The organism is Mesorhizobium sp. M0771, assembly GCF_040320155.1.
Lineage (GTDB): Bacteria > Pseudomonadota > Alphaproteobacteria > Rhizobiales > Rhizobiaceae > Mesorhizobium.
The window spans coordinates 121000-141384 of the sequence record NZ_JAMYPC010000008.1 but is presented as its reverse complement, the minus strand read 5'-3'; the positions used below and the strand labels follow the sequence as shown (position 1 = coordinate 141384).

28 protein-coding genes are annotated in these 20385 nt (G+C 61.3%); 12 read left to right on the top strand and 16 right to left on the bottom strand.

What is annotated here, in order from left to right; translation table 11 throughout:
* Positions 1–16: 16 nt before the first annotated feature.
* From NKI05_RS14890 to NKI05_RS14880, 3 genes are all read left to right on the top strand, one after another.
* On the top strand, positions 17–685 hold the full coding sequence (locus tag NKI05_RS14890) for an RNA polymerase sigma factor (protein ID WP_352792594.1): 669 nt from the start codon (positions 17–19) through the stop codon (positions 683–685).
* A gap of 115 nt (positions 686–800) precedes the next feature.
* Positions 801–1325, top strand: coding sequence for a DUF4142 domain-containing protein (locus tag NKI05_RS14885; RefSeq protein ID WP_023814795.1), 525 nt, complete (start codon positions 801–803; stop codon positions 1323–1325).
* Between the two features lie 10 nt (positions 1326–1335).
* Positions 1336–1647, top strand: a complete 312-nt coding sequence (locus tag NKI05_RS14880) for a cupredoxin domain-containing protein (protein ID WP_023814796.1) — start codon at positions 1336–1338, stop codon at positions 1645–1647.
* Here the strand turns inward: NKI05_RS14880 and NKI05_RS14875 are convergent.
* Positions 1623–2507, bottom strand: a complete 885-nt coding sequence (locus NKI05_RS14875) for a crotonase/enoyl-CoA hydratase family protein (protein WP_023743016.1) — start codon at positions 2505–2507, stop codon at positions 1623–1625. The two genes, NKI05_RS14880 and NKI05_RS14875, sit on opposite strands and share 25 nt — an antisense overlap.
* Before the next feature lie 83 nt (positions 2508–2590).
* Here NKI05_RS14875 and NKI05_RS14870 point away from each other — a divergent pair, with 83 nt between their 5' ends.
* On the top strand, positions 2591–3181 hold the full coding sequence (locus NKI05_RS14870; RefSeq protein ID WP_023727874.1) for a TetR/AcrR family transcriptional regulator: 591 nt from the start codon (positions 2591–2593) through the stop codon (positions 3179–3181).
* A 99-nt stretch (positions 3182–3280) separates the two neighbouring features.
* On the opposite strand, the gene NKI05_RS14865 is transcribed toward NKI05_RS14870, so the two are convergent.
* Together NKI05_RS14865 and NKI05_RS14860 are read right to left on the bottom strand one after the other, a co-directional pair.
* Entirely contained in the window at positions 3281–4507 is a 1227-nt protein-coding gene (locus NKI05_RS14865; RefSeq protein WP_031194071.1) for an anion transporter, read from the bottom strand.
* A 766-nt stretch (positions 4508–5273) separates the two neighbouring features.
* Positions 5274–5510 (bottom strand): hypothetical protein, encoded by a 237-nt coding sequence (locus tag NKI05_RS14860; protein WP_023671471.1) that lies wholly within the window; start codon positions 5508–5510, stop codon positions 5274–5276.
* 273 nt (positions 5511–5783) lie between these two features.
* Here NKI05_RS14860 and NKI05_RS14855 point away from each other — a divergent pair, with 273 nt between their 5' ends.
* The 5 genes from NKI05_RS14855 to NKI05_RS14835 all read left to right on the top strand — a co-directional run bounded on the left by NKI05_RS14855 (position 5784) and on the right by NKI05_RS14835 (position 8753).
* Positions 5784–6110 carry a hypothetical protein gene (locus NKI05_RS14855; protein ID WP_023727873.1) on the top strand — a complete coding sequence of 109 codons (327 nt, stop codon included), beginning with the start codon at positions 5784–5786 and terminating at the stop codon, positions 6108–6110.
* Positions 6111–6883: 773 nt separating this feature from the next.
* The gene (locus tag NKI05_RS14850; RefSeq protein ID WP_023671469.1) at positions 6884–7051 is read left to right on the top strand and encodes a Thivi_2564 family membrane protein; all 168 of its coding nucleotides are present in this window, start codon (positions 6884–6886) and stop codon (positions 7049–7051) included.
* Between the two features lie 13 nt (positions 7052–7064).
* Positions 7065–7358, top strand: coding sequence for a hypothetical protein (locus NKI05_RS14845; protein WP_023814798.1), 294 nt, complete (start codon positions 7065–7067; stop codon positions 7356–7358).
* Positions 7359–7519: 161 nt separating this feature from the next.
* Positions 7520–7990, top strand: a complete 471-nt coding sequence (locus tag NKI05_RS14840) for a GFA family protein (protein ID WP_023814799.1) — start codon at positions 7520–7522, stop codon at positions 7988–7990.
* Positions 7991–8558: 568 nt separating this feature from the next.
* Positions 8559–8753: a hypothetical protein gene (locus tag NKI05_RS14835; RefSeq protein ID WP_023684343.1), complete on the top strand. Its 195-nt coding sequence runs from the start codon at positions 8559–8561 to the stop codon at positions 8751–8753.
* A gap of 71 nt (positions 8754–8824) precedes the next feature.
* On the opposite strand, the gene waaF is transcribed toward NKI05_RS14835, so the two are convergent.
* On the bottom strand, positions 8825–9847 hold the full coding sequence (gene waaF, locus NKI05_RS14830) for a lipopolysaccharide heptosyltransferase II (protein WP_023814800.1): 1023 nt from the start codon (positions 9845–9847) through the stop codon (positions 8825–8827).
* Positions 9848–10357: 510 nt separating this feature from the next.
* Here waaF and NKI05_RS14825 point away from each other — a divergent pair.
* The gene (locus tag NKI05_RS14825; protein ID WP_081727289.1) at positions 10358–11230 is read left to right on the top strand and encodes a glycosyltransferase family 25 protein; all 873 of its coding nucleotides are present in this window, start codon (positions 10358–10360) and stop codon (positions 11228–11230) included.
* Complete coding sequence (locus NKI05_RS14820) at positions 11151–11345, top strand: hypothetical protein (protein ID WP_023814802.1); 195 nt, start codon at positions 11151–11153, stop codon at positions 11343–11345. Before NKI05_RS14825 ends, NKI05_RS14820 begins: the two co-directional genes overlap by 80 nt.
* A gap of 19 nt (positions 11346–11364) precedes the next feature.
* Here NKI05_RS14820 and msrA read toward each other — a convergent pair whose 3' ends face one another.
* The 9 genes from msrA to NKI05_RS14775 form a co-directional block, all read right to left on the bottom strand.
* Positions 11365–11883, bottom strand: coding sequence for a peptide-methionine (S)-S-oxide reductase MsrA (gene msrA, locus NKI05_RS14815; protein WP_023814803.1), 519 nt, complete (start codon positions 11881–11883; stop codon positions 11365–11367).
* 68 nt (positions 11884–11951) lie between these two features.
* Positions 11952–12275, bottom strand: a complete 324-nt coding sequence (locus tag NKI05_RS14810) for a hypothetical protein (protein WP_023814804.1) — start codon at positions 12273–12275, stop codon at positions 11952–11954.
* Positions 12276–12278: 3 nt separating this feature from the next.
* Complete coding sequence (locus tag NKI05_RS14805) at positions 12279–12470, bottom strand: hypothetical protein (protein WP_023671459.1); 192 nt, start codon at positions 12468–12470, stop codon at positions 12279–12281.
* Positions 12455–12694, bottom strand: coding sequence for a hypothetical protein (locus tag NKI05_RS14800; protein ID WP_023684348.1), 240 nt, complete (start codon positions 12692–12694; stop codon positions 12455–12457). The genes NKI05_RS14805 and NKI05_RS14800 overlap by 16 nt, the downstream gene beginning before the upstream one ends.
* Before the next feature lie 96 nt (positions 12695–12790).
* Complete coding sequence (locus NKI05_RS14795; RefSeq protein ID WP_023689878.1) at positions 12791–12994, bottom strand: Pam3-gp28 family putative phage holin; 204 nt, start codon at positions 12992–12994, stop codon at positions 12791–12793.
* On the bottom strand, positions 12991–13683 hold the full coding sequence (locus NKI05_RS14790) for a glycoside hydrolase family 108 protein (RefSeq protein WP_023814806.1): 693 nt from the start codon (positions 13681–13683) through the stop codon (positions 12991–12993). The genes NKI05_RS14795 and NKI05_RS14790 overlap by 4 nt, the downstream gene beginning before the upstream one ends.
* A 170-nt stretch (positions 13684–13853) precedes the next feature.
* The gene (locus tag NKI05_RS14785; protein ID WP_023814807.1) at positions 13854–14798 is read right to left on the bottom strand and encodes a glycosyltransferase; all 945 of its coding nucleotides are present in this window, start codon (positions 14796–14798) and stop codon (positions 13854–13856) included.
* Between the two features lie 36 nt (positions 14799–14834).
* The gene (locus tag NKI05_RS14780; RefSeq protein ID WP_352595750.1) at positions 14835–16484 is read right to left on the bottom strand and encodes a terminase large subunit domain-containing protein; all 1650 of its coding nucleotides are present in this window, start codon (positions 16482–16484) and stop codon (positions 14835–14837) included.
* A gap of 373 nt (positions 16485–16857) precedes the next feature.
* Positions 16858–17106, bottom strand: a complete 249-nt coding sequence (locus NKI05_RS14775) for a hypothetical protein (RefSeq protein WP_352792539.1) — start codon at positions 17104–17106, stop codon at positions 16858–16860.
* A 176-nt stretch (positions 17107–17282) separates the two neighbouring features.
* Between NKI05_RS14775 and NKI05_RS14770 the strand changes: the two genes are divergently transcribed.
* Complete coding sequence (locus tag NKI05_RS14770) at positions 17283–18428, top strand: HEAT repeat domain-containing protein (RefSeq protein WP_155922510.1); 1146 nt, start codon at positions 17283–17285, stop codon at positions 18426–18428.
* Between the two features lie 333 nt (positions 18429–18761).
* Here NKI05_RS14770 and NKI05_RS14765 read toward each other — a convergent pair whose 3' ends face one another.
* Genes NKI05_RS14765 through NKI05_RS14755 form a run of 3 tightly spaced genes read right to left on the bottom strand, consistent with a single transcriptional unit; the run spans position 18762 to position 20188 of the window.
* On the bottom strand, positions 18762–19499 hold the full coding sequence (locus NKI05_RS14765) for a terminase large subunit domain-containing protein (protein WP_245260097.1): 738 nt from the start codon (positions 19497–19499) through the stop codon (positions 18762–18764).
* Positions 19399–19785, bottom strand: a complete 387-nt coding sequence (locus tag NKI05_RS14760) for a hypothetical protein (RefSeq protein ID WP_023671450.1) — start codon at positions 19783–19785, stop codon at positions 19399–19401. The genes NKI05_RS14765 and NKI05_RS14760 overlap by 101 nt, the downstream gene beginning before the upstream one ends.
* On the bottom strand, positions 19778–20188 hold the full coding sequence (locus tag NKI05_RS14755) for a hypothetical protein (protein WP_023671449.1): 411 nt from the start codon (positions 20186–20188) through the stop codon (positions 19778–19780). The genes NKI05_RS14760 and NKI05_RS14755 overlap by 8 nt, the downstream gene beginning before the upstream one ends.
* Between the last annotated feature and the right edge of the window lie 197 nt (positions 20189–20385).

The following is a 20385-nucleotide window of genomic DNA, read 5'->3' as shown; positions in this document are numbered from 1 at the left end:
GATCGAGGAACTGGCCATGCCTGCTATGTCTGTACCAATGCCCACGGCTGCTTCAAGCGAGATGCTTCTCGTGCGCCGCGCGCTGGCACGCGAAGGCAACGCCTTCTGCATCATCATGAAGACCCATAATCAGCGGCTCTATCGCATCGCTCGCGGGGTGGTGCGCAACGATGCCGAAGCCGAGGACATCGTCCAGGAGGCCTATGTCAGAGCCTTTGCCCATCTCGATGCCTTTCGCGGGGAGTCCTCATTGGCCACCTGGCTGTCGCGCATCGTCATCAACGAGGCGCTCGGTCGTCTGCGCAAAAGGCGGCGGACGGTGGCGAAAAACCCGCAAGCCGAAATCATCCAGTTCCCCCTCAATCCCAGCGACGACCCGGAGCGGACGATGGCGCAGCGGCAGATCCTCGAGTTGGTGGAACGGGCGACCGACAGCCTACCCGATGTTTATCGGACGGTGTTCGTGGCGCGGGTTATCGAGGGGCTCAGTATCGAGGAGACCGCCGAGCTGCTTGGCGTGCGGCCGGAAACCATCAAGACAAGGCTACACCGCGCCCGCGCCCTGGTACGCAAGGCACTCGACGACCAGATCGGGCCGGTGCTGCTCGACGCCTTCCCGTTTGCCGGCCGGCGCTGCGACAGGCTGACCAGCGCCGTCATGCAGCGGCTCGGCCTGGAGAGCTGATCATCGGCTGATTTGGCCGATTTCCCCGGGAACGTTTGCCGCCGCTGCGCATCCAATGACCGTCAACTGAAAAACACGGCCCGGCGCGATCCTGCGTCCGGGCGAAGGAGATGCCATGGTTACCCGACACACCGCCGCCCTCGCTGCCTTGCTGCTGCTTGGCGCTGCCCCGCTCGCGCAAGCCGCCGACAAGCCGACGGACCCGCAGATCGCCCACATCGCCTACACGGCAGGCGTCATCGATGTGGAAGCCGCCAAGCAGGCGATCAAGAAATCGAAGACCAAGGAGGTCGTGGATTTCGCCAACGACATGGTGCGCGACCACGAAGCGGTCAACGCGCAGGCACTGGAACTGGTAAAGAAGCTGAAGGTGACGCCGGAAGACAACGCAACCAGCCAGGCGCTGACCAAGGCTGCGGCCGAGGAGCGGGCGAAGCTCGCCAAACTCGACGGCGCAGCCTTTGACAAAGCCTATGTCGACAACGAGATCGCCTACCACAAACAGGTCGACGGCGCGCTTGAAACCCTTTTGATCCCATCGGCCAGCAATGCCGAGTTGAAGAGCCTGCTGCAGACCGGCCTGAAGATTTTCCAGGGCCATGAACAGCACGCCGAGCATGTTGCAGGTATGCTGAAGTAAGGACCAGGCCATGTCGAAACGGCTGCTATGGATTGCACTGGCGCTGGTCTTCGGGACCTCACCCGTGCAGGCCGAAACCATCCAGGTCACCATCGACAAGCTTGTCTTTTCGCCGGCCACCGTCGAGGCGAAGGTCGGCGACACGATCAAGTGGGTGAACAATGACGTGTTCGCCCACACGGCTACCGTCAAGGGCGGCTGGGAAGTGATGATCCCACCGAAGTCAACAGCGAGCCTGACCCTGCAGAAGGCGGAAGCGGTCGACTATTTCTGCCGCTTCCACCCCAACATGAAAGGTCATCTGGCCGTGACGGCGCCTTGATCGCGGTCCGCAAGCCCGTCCTGCTGCGTTGAGGCTCGCCTGGCTTCATCCGGCCGGGTGATGTGCGTCCACGAGCCGTGACAGCCCGGCTGGCGGCGTGCGATCCAGGCATCCAGCCCTTCGCGCAGATCAGCGGTCGGAGCCATGCGGGCGAACTGCTCGGCCTCGACAGCCAAGCCATCCGCGATGCTCTGGTTCAGGCCGCGCGCCACTGCTGTGAGGATCGAGGCAATTGCTGCAGGAGAATGCCTGGTCACGCGCCGGGCGAGATCAATTGCGGCGGGCATCAGCTCCTCATGCGGCACCACCTGATTGACGAGGCCGAGTTCGAGGGCGCGCGGCGGCGGGAACCAATCGCCGGTCAACAGCAGCTCGAGCGCCCGCTTGCGCCCTGCCAGCCTCGGAAGCCGCTGCGTGCCGCCGAAAGCAGGCGGCATTGCAAGGTTGATCTCAGGCTTGGCGAACAAGGCGCGGTCGCTGGCGATAGCGAGCGGCACGGCTTCGGTGATCTCGCAGCCGCCGCCGAAGGCGATGCCGTTGACGGCGGCGATGACGGGCTTGCGGAATGCCTCCAGCCTTGCAGTCAGCCGCTGTCCGCGCATGACGAAGTCGCGCAGGGCAACGTCGACGCCGATGGCCACGCTGCCTGAGAATTCAAGGATGTCGGCGCCGGCGGAGAAGGCGCGCGCTCCTGCTCCAGTGAGAATGATGGCGCGGATGGCATCGTCGGTCTCGGCGGCATCGAGGAGCGCAAGCAGGCGATCAATCAGCGCATAGTTCAAGGCGTTGAGCTTTTCCGGCCGATTAAGTGTGAGGATGGCGATCCCGTCGCGGGCCTCGGTGAGCACAAGCTCGGTCATGTCTTTTCCTTCCCTGTGTTTGTCGACCGGAGAGGATCAGGCTTTCGGTTGTATGTATATTCACTAGTCGGTATACTTGCCCTATGAGCGAAGCACCGAACCCCACCCGCAAACGCATTGTCGATGCCGCAACGAAGCTGTTCTATGCCGAGGGGATCGGCCGCGTCAGCGTCGATGCAGTGGCGGAAAAAGCCGGGCTGACCAAGCGCACGCTCTACTATCATTTCAAGAGCAAGGACGATTTGATCGCGGCCTATCTCGACGGTCGCGACCAGCCGAACCTCAAGCAGATGGCCGGCTGGTTCGAGACGGCCGAAGGCGATGTCGAGCGCAAGGTCGAGGCGATTTTCACCAATCTGGCGCGCGTGGCGAAGCACCCGAAATGGAGAGGCTGCGGCTTTCTGCGCACGGCAGCCGAACTCGCTTCCATGCCCGGACACCCGGCCGTTAAAGCGGGGGCGCGGCATAAGCAGAATTTCGAGACCTGGCTGGCCGGCGAACTCACAGGCCACGGCGTCGACGAGCCGCAGACCCTGGCGCGCGAAATCGTGCTTTTGATGGACGGCGCGTTCTCGATCATGCTGATCCACCGCAACCCCGACTATGTCGAGGCGGCCGGACATGCCGCTGCAACGCTGGTTCGGGCAAGGTCAGGATCGGCGACTATCCGCTAGAGCGTTCATCGTTTAATGAAGACGGCGAAACACGCTATCTCTTTGTTTTGACGCAATTCCGGACCGAAAAACCGCTTCACACTTTTTCCTGGAATTGCTCTAGAATCCAGCCGCCAGCCATGCCGTCCCGACGGCAAGGGTCAGCAGCGTCAGTGGCAGGCCGACCTTGAAGAAGGCTGAGAAGGACAGCTGCGTGCCGGCCGCCCGCGCCTGTTCGGCGACGATCAGGTTGGCGACTGAGCCGAGCAAGGTGAAGTTGCCCGCCAGCGTCGAGCTCATCGCCACCACCAGCCAGGCACGCCCGGGGTTTTCAAGGCCGGGTATGAATGGCCGCAGCGCCAGCACGGCCGGAACATTGCTCATGATGTTGGAGAGCACCGCGGTGAAGCCCGATAGACGCCAGACGTCGTCCAGCCCGAGGTTCTTGGCCGAGGCGATGATGTCGGGCGTCAGCAGCGTCTTTTCGGCGCCGGCGACAACGATGAACAGGCCGGCGAACATGAACAGCAGCGGGCCGTCGATCTCGCGGTAGATGCGGGCCGGCTTGATGGCGCGGGTGAGCAGCAGGATGGCCCCGCCGATGAGCGCTGCCTTGGCAACCGGAACGCCGGCGAAGAAGGCGATGGCCAGGCCAATGCAGACAACCACCGCCTTCAGCACCTGTCCCGGCAGCATGCGGCCGCGATAGACTTCCGGGTTGAGATCGGCGGGGCGGGCGAATTCGGCGCGGTAGACGATGCGCACGATGACGACGACCGCGACGAGGCCGAAGAGGGCAACCGGCGCCAGGGCGGCCGAAAAGGCTGGGTAGGAAATTCCCGACAGCGCGCCGATGACCATGTTCTGCGGGTTGCCGGTGATGGTGGCGACGCTGCCGCAGTTGGACGCGGTGGCGGTGGCGATCAGATAGGGAATGGGATTGCGATTGATGACACGGGTGACGTGGACGACGATCGGCGCCATGACCAGGCAGATGGCGTCGTTGACCAGGAACGCCGACAACACGCCGGTCAACAGCGTCACCATCACCAGCAGCACGAAAGGCGCGTGCGCATGCTCGATAGCGTAGGCGCCAAGCGCCCGGAAGGCGCCGGACACCTTCAGATGCGCCACCACGATCATCATGCCGAGCAGCAGCGTAATGGTGTCGAAATTGATGGCGCGATAGGCATCTTCCATACTGAGTGCGCCGATGGCGATCATCGCCGCCCCCCCCAGCAAGGCGATCCCTGCCCGGTCGAGACGGAGGCCTGGAATACGCCCGACTGCGACGCCGGCATAAGTCAGGACAAGGATCAAAAGTGCCGCTGCGCCCATCAATGTCATTGGCAGACATCCTTGTCCAAACGAACCGACGCAGGAACGGACTGTTCCCGCTCAGGCATTTGCCGGGCAGCTTTAACGCCGCTCCAGCAAAGCGAAAGCCTATAACGATCCGAATGCGAAAATCGGTGGGCAAAATCGCGGGTCGACCGATGCCGGGAGCAACCGGAGCTTGATCTTGAGACGGCCGAAATTGGGAATGAGACACGCGCGGCGGACTGCGGCGGACTGAGATCGCCATCCGCGAAACTTCCCCCTCGGAAGGCTCGTGATCTATGTGATTAAATTCTAATTTAGGCTTTCCGGGTATGGATAGCTTAGCCGTATTTCGGCCTTGGGGTTTCAGATGGTCCAGGTTCTTGAGAGGGAATGCCGTGTCTCGGAAAACGAGGCTCTGCTGGCGCGTCCGATAGAATGTCCACAATGCCACGGAACCCGCAAGGTGTTTGTCTGTGCCCGGTGGGCGAGCTCGAACGGCCATTGCTGCCCTGGAGGAACACACCGGCTCAGGTGCCCCGGTCACAGCGTCACGTGCATGGAGTGCGAAGAGAACCTTGAGCGTATCTGAAAGCGATCGCGACCATTTCCTGTTCGGAAAACGCAAAAAGCCCGCTCCGGCGAACCGGAGCGGGCTTTGCAACCATACGCCAAGAGTACCCTGCTGAGACCAGTACCCTGCCGAGAGCCGACCCGCTTTGCGTTTCCGCCACTGCAATAAATTGGTAGCGGCACTTCCAGAAAAAGCGATTGTTGGCTAACCGCCGTCGGATTACTCGCCCGACTGGCCGTCGCCAGTCACACTGCTGCCCAGAATTCCAAAGTCCTGAGACTTAGTTCCTTGTCCCGCAGTCAGGAATCCATCCGCATCCAGGCCGCGCCGCAGCAGTTCCCGCACCGCCGCGGACCGGCTTGGCATGCGCTTTTCGAAGCGCCAGTTTTCCAAGGCAGCCAATTCCTCGGCTGTCAGCATGATCTGCAGTCGCTCGGGTCGTTCCAGCTCGGCCATTCGCGCCTCCAACCGTCAAGACCAAAAATATGGTGAGTTAGTATGTGTCTCAATTGCAGTATAGCTAGGGGTCCCCGTGCAGCGCGTCAAGAGAGGCTGATGGGTGACTCACATACAAGACCAACGATGAGGAAGACACGCCGATAGCACAACCCGCGCAGTCTGCTAACTACTTGATTTACCTGAGAATATTTTATATTCTTCTTGCCATCGGAAGGTCGTTGGCGCATCTTGACCACGACGGGACAACCGGCTCCTGAAAGGAAGGTTTCCATGCGCTACGGATATTCGGCTCGGCTACGGGAGGATCTCAATTCACGGGTCCTGGGCGCGCTGCGCTCGCGCGGAATGGTCAATATTGCGGTGGTTGCCGAGGACATACGATTGCGTAACCTGGACGAGAACGTCGCCCTTGAAGATGTCGAGCGGCTTGTGATGCAGACGGCCCAACTCTACGGCGCGGTGATGGAATTGGACGGACTGACCTCCGTCGAGGCGGGGAGATTGACTTCGCTTGCCGACGATAAGCACGAACTGTCTGGCATCGGCAATTCCGACACCACAGGCGGCCAAACCGCTCCCCTGCTGGGATTGTCCTAAGGCGCGACCCGCTCTTTCAATCGACAAAATCCGCGAGAGAGATTTGGACCGAGCGCAGCGGCGCCTGGAGCGTCCAGACGACGCCTTGTTCCCCAAATTCCAGTTGTCCGGTGCCGCTAAGCGCTTGTGGTGCAACCCGCTTGAGCACGACGGAGCCAAAACCGCGGCGCGTCGTCCCACTCAGGTTCGGCGGCCTCGTTGTAGAAGGTGATGCGGCCCTGTGTGTCGATGGTGTAGGCTGCAACGGGCAACGCTTCCAACAAACTGGCGGGCCCGACACCTGGGATTCCAATCCCCGCATGTTGGATGACGTATTCCCCTACCCCAAATTCCCCACCTGCTCGATTTGCCCGTTCCGCGGTAGCTGAGATGCACGTGCGAGGTTTCGGTTCCCGTCGTCCCCTTGGGACGGCAATTGTTCTCCTCAGAAAAGGCGATCACCCGCCGGGCGGCGCCGGATCTCAGGGCTCGCGCAAATGTCGACAACGAAGCGCAACTCAGGCCGTCTTTGTCGGAAGCTCGTCAACCCGAGGCGGTTCTCCCGTTAGCCCCGCCTGACGCCAGCAACAAGTTGCCTGGAACTGTGTCGCCGATGGCAAACGACAACATTGCGGCAAACAGGCCCTGATCGGCATCCAGCTTCAAAGGCCGCGGAACGTTGTTTCGCAGCCTTTACGCTGCGCCGATGGCTTCGCATCGACAGGAACCAATCAAGGGCCAGAGCGTTTGCCGCTGCGTACTCTTCTCAGACGTAGCCAGACGGAGTGAGGGACATGGCTTCATCGGTACTTATCGGCATTCTGATCACTTTCCTGGTGATCATCCTGGTGCTCTATCTCATCCAGCGTCTGCCGCTCGATGGCCGCACGAGGCAGATCGCGCAGATCGTTGTCATCATTATCGGCATCATTTCGCTGTTGAAATACCTGGCCGTATTTTAGGATAAGGATCGCCATGACATCCCAAACAATCGCATGGATCATTGGAACGGCGTTGTTTGCAGCAACAAGCACGGCCTACGCCCGACCCGACACGCGTTCGATGAGCTGCGAGGAGACGCAGCACCTGATCCAGAGCCATCACTCGGCGGTGTTGACGACCGGCCGGAATACTTACGATCGCTATGTCCGCCAATACGGCAACGAGTGCGACTGGCCGGAGGTGCCGGTCGCTGCCTCCGTTCCGACACGTGATGGCCAGTGCCGTGTCTATTGGTGCCGGGAACCGGTGTTCGATTTCCCGAACTGACATATCCAGCAGCCTTGCGGCGGTCGTTGCCATGGCGCTCCCGGGTTCAGACGATGCATTGCGCGAGGCGACATGGAACCCTTGCGCCGCGCGTGAATTGATTGTGCGCATGGCGCTGCAAGATGTAGCGGTGTGATGCCCAACCAGATGGAGGAGCGGTCATGCCCAATGATACAAGGCGGAGCGGCAGTTGCCTGTGCGGCGGCATCCAGTTTTCGGTGACGGGAGATCCCTTTCGGATTGGCCTTTGCCATTGCAAGGACTGCCGCAAGGCTAGCGGGTCGGCTTTTTCGGCGTTTGCAGTGTGGCCGCTCGAGGCGTTCGAAACGACGGGTATCGTCAACAGCTACGGCGACAGAAGTTTTTGTCCCACCTGCGGCGGCCGGGTCCCTTTGGTTCGTGAGAATGAGGTGGAAGTGACGATTGGCAGCCTCGATGAGGTGCCCACCGAAGGGCTGGAGCCCAGCTATGAACTCTGGGTCAATCGCCGTGAGCACTGGTTGCAACCCTTGCCTGCCGCCCGGCAAATCGAGCACGACCGGGTCGATGACGAGCCGACAAACCGGACAGCCGAACCGATTTCTGACGGTGTCGAGACGCCGTCTAGCTTGCCGCAACGCAAGTCGGCCTAGCGCGAGCGGCGCAGACAGCCGGCAGGCAGGAAATCGTTCTCGAAACCGCCCGATGCCGACAGGGCCGGGTCCGACAACATTTCACCCGGTAGAAGCCAAACGCAAAAAGCCCGCCTTGGCGTCAGCCAAGGCGGGCGGTAGATCATCCGGCCTGCGCTGCCGTGGAACGATGGGTTGGCCAAAGCCCTGGGCTGAGACCCGGTGCCGTTTGTAAGCGGCGATTGACTACGGAGCGGCCCGGTCAGCTGGAATTCGTCTTGTGGTTGCAACCATGGTACGTTTTGTTTGGAAACGAGAGCTTAAGACCACGCAATATCGTTACGTCAACTACGCTGCCCAAGTATCTCGTGGTGTGAACTGGAGGAACCTTCCTGACTTGTACAAAAGAACGCTTTGTTTATTTTGTTTCCGTCACATAGTGTAGCGAATCTTGAAGCCGGATGGGGCGGCTTTCATGCAGCCAGCGCCTTCGCAGGATTGCGGTCCGCACGTGCAATATCCACTTCACGGCAATCTTCATGCAAGCATAGCCAGCGCAAAGTTCATACGCAGACGTTGGGGGGCACCGATGGACCAGCCGAGCAAAATGGAGAACCTGCAGTTCGCGCAAGGGATACTGCGGGAGCTTAGGCAGAAAGCCGAAGCCGACGGCGAGAAGCTTCTGACTTATCTCATCGACATGGCCTACCTTGAAGCCAGCGACCGCATCCGTGCACATTGGGTCGGCAATCACGAGCCCGAAAGCCGCAGGGCCATGGGGTAACCGAAACGCGGCGATGGTTGCCCCCCACGGGGCGTTTTTAACCAGACGCCTGGGGCCGGGGAGACCATTGGTCAGTTGGCGATACCGGCTGAGATGTCAGCCAGAGCCTCCCTCACCCGAGTTTCGCTGATGCCCCGCGTGTCCTTGACCCAGCTGGGCGTCGAAAGCGGCGGTTCGATAAAGCGAACATGGTTGTTTACGGGCCCATGCACATAGGGGCGATTCAGCCCGTAGATGAGCGCGCATGGGACGTTCAGGGCAGCGGCGGCGTGGGAAATCCCGCCATCAACCCCGAGGAACATGGTCGACGCAGCGATTTGGCACATCGCGTCAGCAATCGACGGGGTCGAGGTGAAGTCGATTGCCTCAGGAATGGCGGCGCGGATTTTTGCGGCACCGGCGTGCTCGCGCGGTCCGCCTACAATCCAGATTGCCCAGCCGCGATCATGATGGTCTCTGGCGATCGAAATGAAGCGCTCGACGGGCCACGAGCGGAAATTCTCAATGTCGGCAGTATAGAGCGCCAGGGCCGGTCGGCCGGCATCGATCTTCTTGTGCTGGCGCCAATCGTCCAACTCGGCCGGATCGACCACAAGCCGGGGCGCCGGCCACTCTGCGCCCGCAGCCGGCTTTTCGCCAAGCGAGGCAATCGAGCAAACCTCCTCGAAGAGCCGCGTCTTGCGGGGTCCGAAGGCCCATAGATGCGCCAACCAGCCGGCGGGGAAGCGATTGAGGAGGCCGAATTGCAACTCCTGCGGATAGCCGATGCGCTCCTCTATTCCGGCCATGAACGCCATCAGCGCCGCCTTGGTGCTGCTGGTCATCAGATAGGCCGTACGGTAATTTTCCTTGCGCAACTCGCCAACCAGGCGGCTGCGCTCGCCAAAACCGGGGCGCTGATGACGCTTGGCAAGCGTCCAGCCCTTCCTGACATGCGGCATCAGGCGCGCCAGCGGCGCTGCGACAGGCGAGGTGACGACATCTATGGGGCGATCAGGAAATCGCGCAGCGATGATCTGGATGGCGGAATGGCAACGGACGAAGTCGCCGACCGCGGGGAAGCCGACGAAGAGGATTGGATCGCCGGTCGTCAAGGAAGCGCTTCGCCGTCAACGATGCGGAGTGTAGGGGTCGCGCGAAAATGGACGGGAGGCATTTCAGGATCGATCGAGGCGTGCAGGACTTCGTCCTGTGGGCGGCCGGTGCCGGCCGACGACCTAGCGCCGGTGCAAACCAAATCGACATGACGCTGAATCGGCCGCATTGACCTTGCCTCACAATGCTCTCAAGACGGCCCAGTTGCGTCACGGGCTGGGCATTGTCAAGGTCGCGCCAGAAACGCAAAAAGCCGCGGCGGCCTCGACCGGGTTACGGAATCGTTAATCAGCGCTTGCTACTATTCTGGATGACCAAGAATCTCGGCAATGCGCCCACGACCATCTCCAGGCAACAGCCAAAGACCTCCGCTCTTGGTCGGCTGGCGCCCGCCCTGTTTCCCCTTGTGGTCGTCGCGCTTGGATACATGATCGGCCGGCAATTCTTCGGCTTCTAGGGCGACTCGACTCGTCTATCCGCGCACGGTTAAGCCTCGCGCCTCGCCGGGGATGCAGTCAATGTCCACCCAACCTCCAAAATCAACCGGCGGCACGTACGCCGCTACCCACTGCCCCGCACGTAAGCAAATTTTGTGCAATAACGGGAACGTGATATTCACTGATCACCGGACAAAGGGGGCGCTGATGAGGTGTCTGGTGATCAATCTTGATCGTTCTCGCGATCGGCTGGCGCATGTCGCGTCCGAGTTCGGCCGGATCGGAGTACCATTTGAGCGTGTCTCCGCCATTGATTGCCCCGATTGCTGCTCTGTCGCCAAAAGCCCGCTGAGCGCTGCTGAGGTTTGCTGTTTCCTGAGCCACCGCTCGTGTTGGGAGATCGTTGCGAACGGCGCGGATCAATATGGCGCGGTTTTCGAGGACGACGTCGTTTTCGGCGCTGGCGCCGGCTCGCTGCTTGCTTCCGATCGATGGGTGCCACGCGATGCCGATGTGATCAAGCTGGAAACGCATTTTGCCAAAGTGAGGGTCGGACGCAAGGAAGTCGCTCTCGATGATGGGTTTTCGCTTGCCAGACTTTATGGGCTGCACGCGGGCGCCGCAGGCTATGTCCTCTCCAGATCGGCAGCGCAAAGATTGCTGCGCAGGACCATGCATCTGAGAGGAGAGGTCGACTTCGTTCTTTTTCACCCAGGATTCATGACCTGCTCGCTCAACCGAATCTATCAGATCATGCCGGCGCTTTGCGCACAGCACCATTTTGTTTCGGGACGAGAGCGCAAGCCTCGTGCGACGGCCCGGGAGGCGGCCAAAGCCGTTTCTCGATCGAATTGTTGGAGAAGCGGTGCGAACCTTCGCCTATCTTCGAAACCAGAGCCTGACCGGAACAAAGAAGATCGAGGCCGTCGCGTTCTCAGACTCTGAGGTCGACGACAAACCCGTCCACGGCGCGTTCGTCTATGGGCAGCCCGAGCACGGCCACCTCTACGAGGCGGCCGGCATACCGATCGCGCGGAAGAATAGTTCGACCGCCAGATAAGCAGACGATAGCGGCTGCGTTACGAAACAGCCTTTTCGCGGACCGGAAGCTTCCAGCCCGGCCTGACAAAGTGGCAGGTATAGCCGTTGGGGTATTTCTCGAGATAGTCCTGATGCTCTGGCTCCGCCTCCCAGAAATCGCCCGCCGGCGCAAGCTCGGTGACGACCTTGCCCGGCCACAGTCCAGAGGCATCGACATCGGCGATGGTGTCTTCGGCGACGCGCTTCTGCTCGTCGCTGGTGTAGAAGATCGCCGAGCGATAGCTCATTCCGACATCGTTGCCCTGGCGGTTCCTGGTGGTCGGATCGTGGATCTGGAAAAAGGATTCGAGCAATGTGCGAAAGCTGATCCTGGCCGGATCGAAAACGATCTCGATGGCTTCGGCATGGCTGCCGTGGTTGCGATACGTGGCGTTGGGCACATCGCCACCGCTATAGCCGACGCGGGTAGAGATCACGCCGGGACAGCGCCGGATCAAATCCTGCATGCCCCAGAAACAGCCGCCGGCAAGGACTGCACGTTCGGTGGACGTCGCCATATCATACCTCCATTGGATTGCTCCTTAGGTAGGCATTGTCGCTGGCTTCTTCCAGCATCTCAAGTGCATCACTCGTTGCCGGCCGAGCCGAACCGCCGCACGAGGACCTCGAAGACGATGTCGGAAATCCACATGGCCGAGACGCCGATCAAAAAGGCGGCGGCGAGCGTCGTGGTGTCGTCGGCCGGATCGGGGATAGGCATGCCGGTTGCCCTGAACCAGGCGACGGCAGGCAGCGTCAGATACGCAGCCGCCAGCGCCCCGCAGATCGGCGAGGCAATCATCTCGCGCAGCTTGTAGCGATGGCGCGACAGTGCTCGCAGCACGCCGCCAGCTAGCCCGGCGGCGACGACCGGCCCCTTGATGCCGAGCATGTCGAAGAGGTTGTGCATCGGCTAAGGCCTCCATCCGCAGAGCTTTTGTCCCTTGCGGTTGTGCGCCAGGAGCGCTCTCGCCTCGGCGTCCGACAGGACGTCGACGGCTTCGGCCGACAGGCGCAGCGGGCTCGAAATCGCGCAGAAGCCGCCCGAAGCAGTCGTGCACCCGGCAAGCGCCACAAGCAGCGCAAGCATCAGTCCCTTGCCCATGATTTCAGCTCCTTTCGAACAGCGTCCGCCGGCAGTGCGCCGACGTCGTTCTGCACCTGCTCAGCGACCGCGCGCGCCGCGGCCTCAGCGGCCGCCAGTTTGCCGCGCTCGGCCCTGGCGCCGGCCAGCCGCTGGTGAGCGCCCCAGCAAAGGGCGGCGATGACCGATGCCAGGAAGCCCAGCAGCGCTTTGTTGCCAAGCAGGACGGCGAGGAGCGCGCTCACAGCAGCCACCCGGCGACAAGCCCGGCGGCAAAGCCGATAGCAGAGGGTTTCGCGGCTTCGAGATAGGCGATGAGCAGTTGTTGAAACCCTTCCATGTCAGTGCTCCCAGCCGGATTTGCGGGCCAACCAGTGCCAGGTCTCGGTGACCGAGGCGATGGCGAGACCGGCGGCGATCTCCAGACCAGCTTGAATGTCGGGGTCGGAAGAAAATGCCGCCGCGTCGTCGGCGCCGAGCAGGCCACGCGCGACCAGAACACCGGCGCCGTAACGCAAGCCGATGCGGATGAAGACGGCGATCATGTCGAACTCCTTGCGAAAATCGATTTCAGGATTTGAAGCAGCGCACGCCAGAACGGCAGGCGTTCGACGGGGCTGACGCGCCCGCCGGTAGACACCGGCGGCATCGCACTGCCGGGCTTCGGCGAGAGCGCTGATGGCAGGGTCGGGGAGCCCGGCAAAGGTGCCGGAGCGGGCTGTAGTGCCGACATCAACAGCGCCTGGGAACGGACCGACCTGATGCGATCGCTCCAACCCTTGCCGAAAACCGGCCAGGTCGGCAGCCGCCGCAGGAATGCCAGGCGGGCATCGCAAAGATCGTCGATGACTGCGCCCGGTGGCCTGGCGCCCACAGCTTTGAGCGTGGCCGGGCCGATCCTGCCGTCCTGTGCGGTGCCAACTGCCGCCTGCAGATATTTAGCCGCCCTGCCCGGCCCACTGTTCACGGCGAAGTCGAAGACAGCATAGTCGACACCGCCGGGAAGCTCGGCGCCGGCTACCGCGTCCCAATAGAAGCGGCGATAGACCGTCGCCACCTGAGCGTTGCTGATCTCTCGCAGATCGGCCTTGCTGGCATCCGCCTTCACGTAGCGGCGGAAATTGGCGATGGTAACGCCTTTCATGGTAGCGCCACCGGGATCGGCCGGATTGTCGGACCAGCCGCCTTCCGATTTGAGGACGAGCGCAAGCGCCCGCGCGAAGTTGCGGTCCATGGGTAACCTCTGGAGATTGTGGAATTTAGCTCGGAGATTTTAGCCAGTCACAGATCACGCAAAGGAGACGAGTGTCCTGTTGATCCTGTTTGTGCCGACGGCATGTCGGTTGGCCAGCTATAACGCTTCCTCACCGGATAGGAATTTTGGATGGAGCGGCTAAAGCGGGCTCACGGAAGCACTTCGCCGTCAAGGATGCGCTTATAGAGTTCCAGGTAGGCCGTTGCGGTTTTCTGGATCGGAAATCTTTCGGCTGCCGATTCACGGCATGCTCGCGCGGAAATGCTGTTGATCTCATTGAGACCGTGAGCAAACTCATCATCGGTTTCGAAGAAACGCCCGCTGTCTGCATCGACCGTTTCGGCAAGCGCACCGCACCGAGTGGTCAGCACAGGCGTTCCGCACAGCATTGCTTCGACCGCCGCCATGCCGAACGGCTCTGCCCAGGAGATCGGGTTAAGGAAGGCGTACGCCTCGCCGAGCAATCGGAGCTTTTCCTCGCCATCAACAGTGCCGTGGAAGCGGTAGCGCCGCGATAAGCTCTTGAAGAACAGAGACTCTTTCCGGGTTTGGCTGCGCCCGAGCAACTTCCACCTCGAGCCACCCGCAATATCGAGAGCGAAGTTAAATTTCTTCGCCAGATCGACGGCCCGGTTGAGGCCCTTCCCGGCCCTCGCGATACCGCCCAAAAACAACAGCCGCTCACCTTTCCGATCTGCCAGCCGGTAGGCATCCACAGGGAAGCCGTTGTAAACAAACGTTTCTCGATCATGATGATGCGCGTGACTGGCGCTGACGAAGCTGTAATTTTGCCCCTTCCTCGGGGCGTTTGGAACATAGCCGTGCAGAGTGTAAAGCGCACGATATGGGCTTTCTACATCGTACCAGCCGTTGAAATGCACGATGTCAGTATTGATAGGGATCGCCCCCAGACATTCCACTACTGACGCGGCCTGCCGGACCTCGCAACGCGGATGGGTGGAGCCCACTCCGGCAATGAGTGTGATTTCATGTCCGAGAGATGCGAGTGCGCTGGCGAGCCAATCGATTTGCCGCTGGGTGCCGCCATAGCCTCGACAGGGAATTTTGCCTTGCACTGCAATAGTAATATGCATGTTCCAACGTTTAGACCGTTGCTCACATTTCGCAAGCTAGGCCCACGCTCTCACAACGAGTTTCCAGCTAGCGTTCGTTATGTCGTTAAAACCTGTTCCAGCCTTGTTAAGGACTTTAAGTGCGCCAGCAGCATTACCAATCCGTACATTCAAATTGGTCGCATCTGGCACGATGCTAATAGCTTGAGCGGTCGCATCAGTTGTATTGAGAGATGGGTTAATGGGTATCTCGTCACCAACCGAATACCCCGAATTAACCGTAGTACATTGAATGAAGGCCGCATAGAGCTTCGGCTTCACCCCCAGCCCATGAGCCAACGTCAGCGACCCGCCGGATGTGATGGTCTGTTGCGGGCTTTCATAAAACTTCTGAAGCAACGCCGTGGACGACTGGACATAGCGTGCATCCTGTTCGGCCTGCGACCATTGCAGCTTGATCCATCCTCCCCAGGCACCGCCAGCCTGCCTGCGCCGCCATAGCTTTTGGTCTGCCGCCGTAGTGTCGTTGACGAAATCATGCACCGTCTGCGTCCGGTAGCCAGTGCTTCCGTGCGCTTCCACAAACCCCAGGAACCAATTTACGCCGTCTGGCGCATTAGCCGCCGCCGAGGCCATATACCAGCCGTTGTCCAGGGCGTTGTTCCAATCGGTGATCGTCTGCGCGACGACACCGAGGTTAGGTCGGCTATCAAGTTTCAGATCAAACCCAGCCTTGACGAACCCCGTTGTAGCCAATTGCGTGGTATTCGTTCCAGGCGCTGCGGTCGGCCCCGTTGGCGTCCCGGTAAATGTCGGGCTGGCCTTCGGCGCCAGGCTGGACACCGCGATCCCACTATCCTTCCCCACCTTGCCCGTGGTGCCCGCGAAAGTGACAATATTGTCGGTTGCCGAAGACGCAGGCCCCAAAAAATCTCCTACTCCCGTCCCGTCGGCGCCTCTGTCGCCGGTACGGTCGAACATCAGCCAGATGCCGTTGGCCACCGTCGGCAAAGTGCCGGCGCCGCTGACATAGGCGAGCGTCAGTTTGCGGTAGCGCGTCGCGGCCATCAAATCGTCGCGCAGTTTCACCACCTTGCCGTCCTTTCGGTGAAAAAGCCTGAATTCCTCGAACCAGGGCAGCAGCGTCGAAAACACCTTGAAGCGGCCGGATTGCATGCGGTCGAGCATTTCCATCAGCCCCGCCTCGACCGAGACCGAGCCGTCGGCGAAGCGGGCGTGGCCCGACAGCATGTTCAGCCCGTGCGCGGCGTATTGTCTGGCAAGCGCGGTGCCCGCGCCTTCCAGCGTCTCGCGGCGGCCGTCGCGCGGCCAGGCCCAGGGCAGCCACTCGCCCCACGGCTTCAGGGCCAGTACCTGCATGGCCGGCGTCTGCTGCGAGGCCCGCGCCGCCTTGGAGATATAGACGACATCGGCCTCCGTATCCCAGGCCAGCTCGACCGCGGCCGACGGATGGTCCCAGCCGAAATCGAGGGCGCCGATCCGCGGCCAGTAGCGCGGCAGCCGGAACGGCTCGCAGGCAATCAGCTCCTCGGCAATCGGAAAGATGCGGCCGGAGCCCAGCACCGGAATGCCCTTGGCCCTCGCTTCGCGCTCATGTTCGGGATAGGCGGCGATGATCGCGGCACGCTCGTCCGGCGAATAGTGTTCGACGTCGTCTATGGTCATGAAGGTGACGTGACGGGTCATGCAAGCATGCTCCAATAGAGTGTGGCCATTGATACCAGCGCTCATCAATGCGAAGCTGACCCAAGACTTGGGGGAACACATGATTCGGATTGCAATCGTTGTCGGCATTGCCGCCAGTGCATCGGCATGCACCAGCCAGGCGAATGTTCCTTACGATACTAGTAAAAAAATCTGCAGAACCCGTACCGATCCAGGAACAGGGTTCAAACGCGAGGTCTGCGTCCCCGACACTCCCAATCAATCCTGTATGCTCTATATATATCAGTATACCGGTCGAGAGAAAATATTGTGCGGCCCATTAACGCGCAAATCGTCAACCGCCGAAGGTCGTGCCAGGCAACTTGCCGGCACCAAATACCCCTGATTCGACTTATCAACTGGGTTTGATGCGGATCACCTTTGGCGCCTGCGCATCCATGAACATGTAGCACCTGCCAAGCAGCGCCTTTTTGCCGAGCTCATCGAACACATTCTGCCCCAGCGGCGTGATCAGCACCTCGCCCGTAGCCAGCCCATCCTGGTGGCGGGCCTCGATCTCTTGCCAATGCGCATTCGCAACGTCGGAAAGCACGACATTGAAGGCTGGATGATTGTAGCTGACCAGCACGTTGCCATCATCCATGTCAGACGGCTTCATGTCCGGGAGAAGTTGTAAATCATGGCAAGCGTCTGGATGGCGGCCATGGCTGCCGCCTCATCGGACAGGCCGGCTTCCGTCAGCACGCAGGTGCCGTTTCAAGGATGGCAAAGTCACGGCCTCTGTCGAAGTAATAGCCGAACCGTTCCTCGATGCGATCGATGGGTTGTGAAAACGAGGGTCGCCATTTGGGCACCTGGGGCTTTGATACCTCAGCACCACCCGCCGGCGACACGACAAGCGAAGACAAACCGCCTGTCAATACCTGCCGCCTGTTCATGGACTTGGTTCCTCGACAACCTGGCCACCAGTCTAGTCGCGGTTCGCAATTCCGCAACGCGCCGAAACGGGAAAGCTTCGCTCTCATCTTTTCCTTTATCGCTTTATGCGGTAGGTCTTGCCGTGCATCGGCGACATCGATGCGTCTGGGCTGGTGCATTCTGCGCGGCCTGTACTCTACGCGGGTGGGACAGCCACTCTTTGCCATGACAGATCTATTCGAGGCGATGCGCCTGTCCGCCGAGGACAGCGAGGTTGCTCATCTTTTTTTCAGCGAAGGCGGTAAGATCCTGCTGCCACTCGGCAAATCGACAAATGCCATGACAGGTCAGGAGATGCTGGAGCGGCTGCTGTCGTCCCCGCATGATGACGATGGCGCGCTTGCCAACGACCTTCTCGGCGAGCTCGGCAAGACGGTGCCGTTGGAAAGCCTTCGTCTCCTGCTGACATCTGCCAATGCTGAGACGCGAGCGGCGGGTGCGTTTATTGCCACCTTTCAAAACCAGAACATAAGTTCGATGGTGGGTGAGCTGGCCGCGCTGCTTGGGGACAGCAACCCGCGCACGCGCTTCGATGCCGTGGAGTCTATCTTGCGATGCAGTACGCGGAACGATGGTCAGCATCTCGCGCAGGCGTTGTTTGCCCTTGATGATTATCACGATGGTGTACGCATGGGAGCCGTCAAATTTGTGCGCTTTGCAAAAGACTGGCAGTTAAAGCTTGCGCGTCAGCACGCCGCGTTGCTCAGGCCGCAAACGCCGTTTTCGGCGATCGCCGATATCTCCGGGCAATGGCGAGGTGATGCATCAGGCATGATCCGTGCTATGCTCGACCATTCAGAGCCGGTAGTGCGCCGTTACGGCTTGGGGCTGGCCAGCCGGGCGAGGTTGGTCGTTGTTGACGCGTTCGTCGAATGGGCGCAGGCGTCCGCCGATCCTGAAATCAGCAAACTGGCAACCGATTGCATCGAGCACAACCAGATATCGCACCACGCCGTATGGCAATCATCGTTGCCGGCAATCGCCTGAGGCACCGCTGATCTCGGGGTCAAGATAGCGACGTGACAGGACGTAGAGCCTGCCGAACTGATTCAAAGTAATGTCGTATGATGTTGTCCGCGCACGATATTTGCGCCGGGCGTGGCGGTTCTTACCTTCTCCCTTTGTGGGGTGAGAAGCGGTCCGCGTGGCGGACGAAAAGCCAATTGCTTGGCTTTTCGAGCTTCGAACGCCCTGAGCCTGCGAAGGGCCGGGTGGTGGCCGATCCAACCTGCCGGGTCCCCGCTGCTCCGCAGCGTCCCGGCGTTCGCCGGCCTTTCGTCGTGCCACTGGCACGACGAATTCGCTTCGCGAACCAGCTGCTCACCCCACAAGGGGGGAAGGGAGAACCTCCTGCGCCGTCAAGAACCGCAGCACCACGTCGCTCATGCCAAGCAGCGGCGTAAACGTCACCATGGTGATGCCGCCCGTCGCGTTGGTGCGGGTCAGGCCTTCGGAATAGATATCGAGCGGCGGCTCCTCGTCGAACCAGACGCCGTGCAGGGTTTCGCCCTGCCACTTTTCGCGGCCCTTCTCATAGCTCTTGAACGACAGCACCGATTCATCGGCCTGCACGTCGCCGCCGCCGCCCCAGCGCACCACGATGCTGTCGAGCGCGCCCGGCGCGCCGCGGCCCATCGTGGTCTGGCGGATGGCATCGGCGGGGATCATGCCGGTGCCCCATGCCGCCTGCTGCTGCGGCGGGCCGACCAGCACGCGCTGCGGGTTGTCTCGCGTGCCCTCGCCGGTCACGCCGGCAGCCCATAGCCTGACGGCGGCGTCGAAGGTCTTGCCCTGCCACCACGCGGGATAGCGGCCGGTGAGATGCATGGCCCATTCGGCGCCGCCGGCCCTGGTCTTGCCCAACTGGTTGCCGGCCATGAACAGACGTTCCCGGTTCTGCGCGCCGGCGGCGTGAAACTGCGCCTGCCTGGGATAAGGCCGGTAGGCGGCAAGCTGGTTAGTCCTGCGCCTGCGGTCCAGCTCCTGCAGCAGCGCCAGATAGTGGCGGCGCGTCTTCAGGCTGGTCGCCAAACGGCCCGAGGACGGCTTCGAGGCCACGGATGCGGCGGCGGATCTCGTCATCGCTCAGGGCTTCCAGATTGTCAGATGAAACATGCAAATCCTTGGCCAGATCCTTGGGTAGCACCGATTGCACGATCTTCAGATACTGGTCGGGCTTGTCGGCCCGGACCGCGGCAATGACGCCGGCGCCATGGGCGCTGAAATCGGCGCGAACCGCGTCGAGGAAATCATCGCCAAGCGTCTTCTTCGTCCGCTTCGGCTTGGCAGCGGCGGCAGTCGCCTTGCGGCCAGGGCGCGCACGCGGCGCCGTCCGGTCAGCCATGATCCGAGATCCCGGCGGGCTCGGCGGTAGGTGCCTGTTTCGCTGGCCGCTTGATCTTGCCGGACTTGATCTTGCCGGACTTGCGCCGTGCCGATTTTGGCCCTGACCGTGTTGGGGCGGCCTTGCGGGCTGCATCAGCGGCCGGCGCGTGGCGCTTTCCGGCAGACGCGGCTTTCAGGCTTGCCCTGGCGATCGCCCTTGCGTCGTGCGCGCCGCGCGGAAAGCCGAAGCCGCCGATGGCATCGACAGGACCACCGCGAACCATGCCGATCAGCACGCCCGGCACGACCGGCTCGATACGGCCGATGCGCGCCTGCGGGGCAGCGCCCTCGAACACGCCAATGGCGCTGACGACCTCGCGGCCGTCATCGTCGGTGATGATGGTGGCATAGCGGTTGGACAAGGGAGGCCTCGCGGATAAGGCAGAATGAACCGAGGATAGCGTTCCTTCACGCCCCCCTCTGTCCTGCCGGACATCTCCCCCTCAAGGGGGGAGATTGGCAGCTCCAGGGTCGCGACCAATTTGCAGCGCTGACGATTGGCGAAAGCAAGGCGGCAGTCCGATCTCCCCCCCGTGTGGGGGTTGAGGAGTGGTCCGCG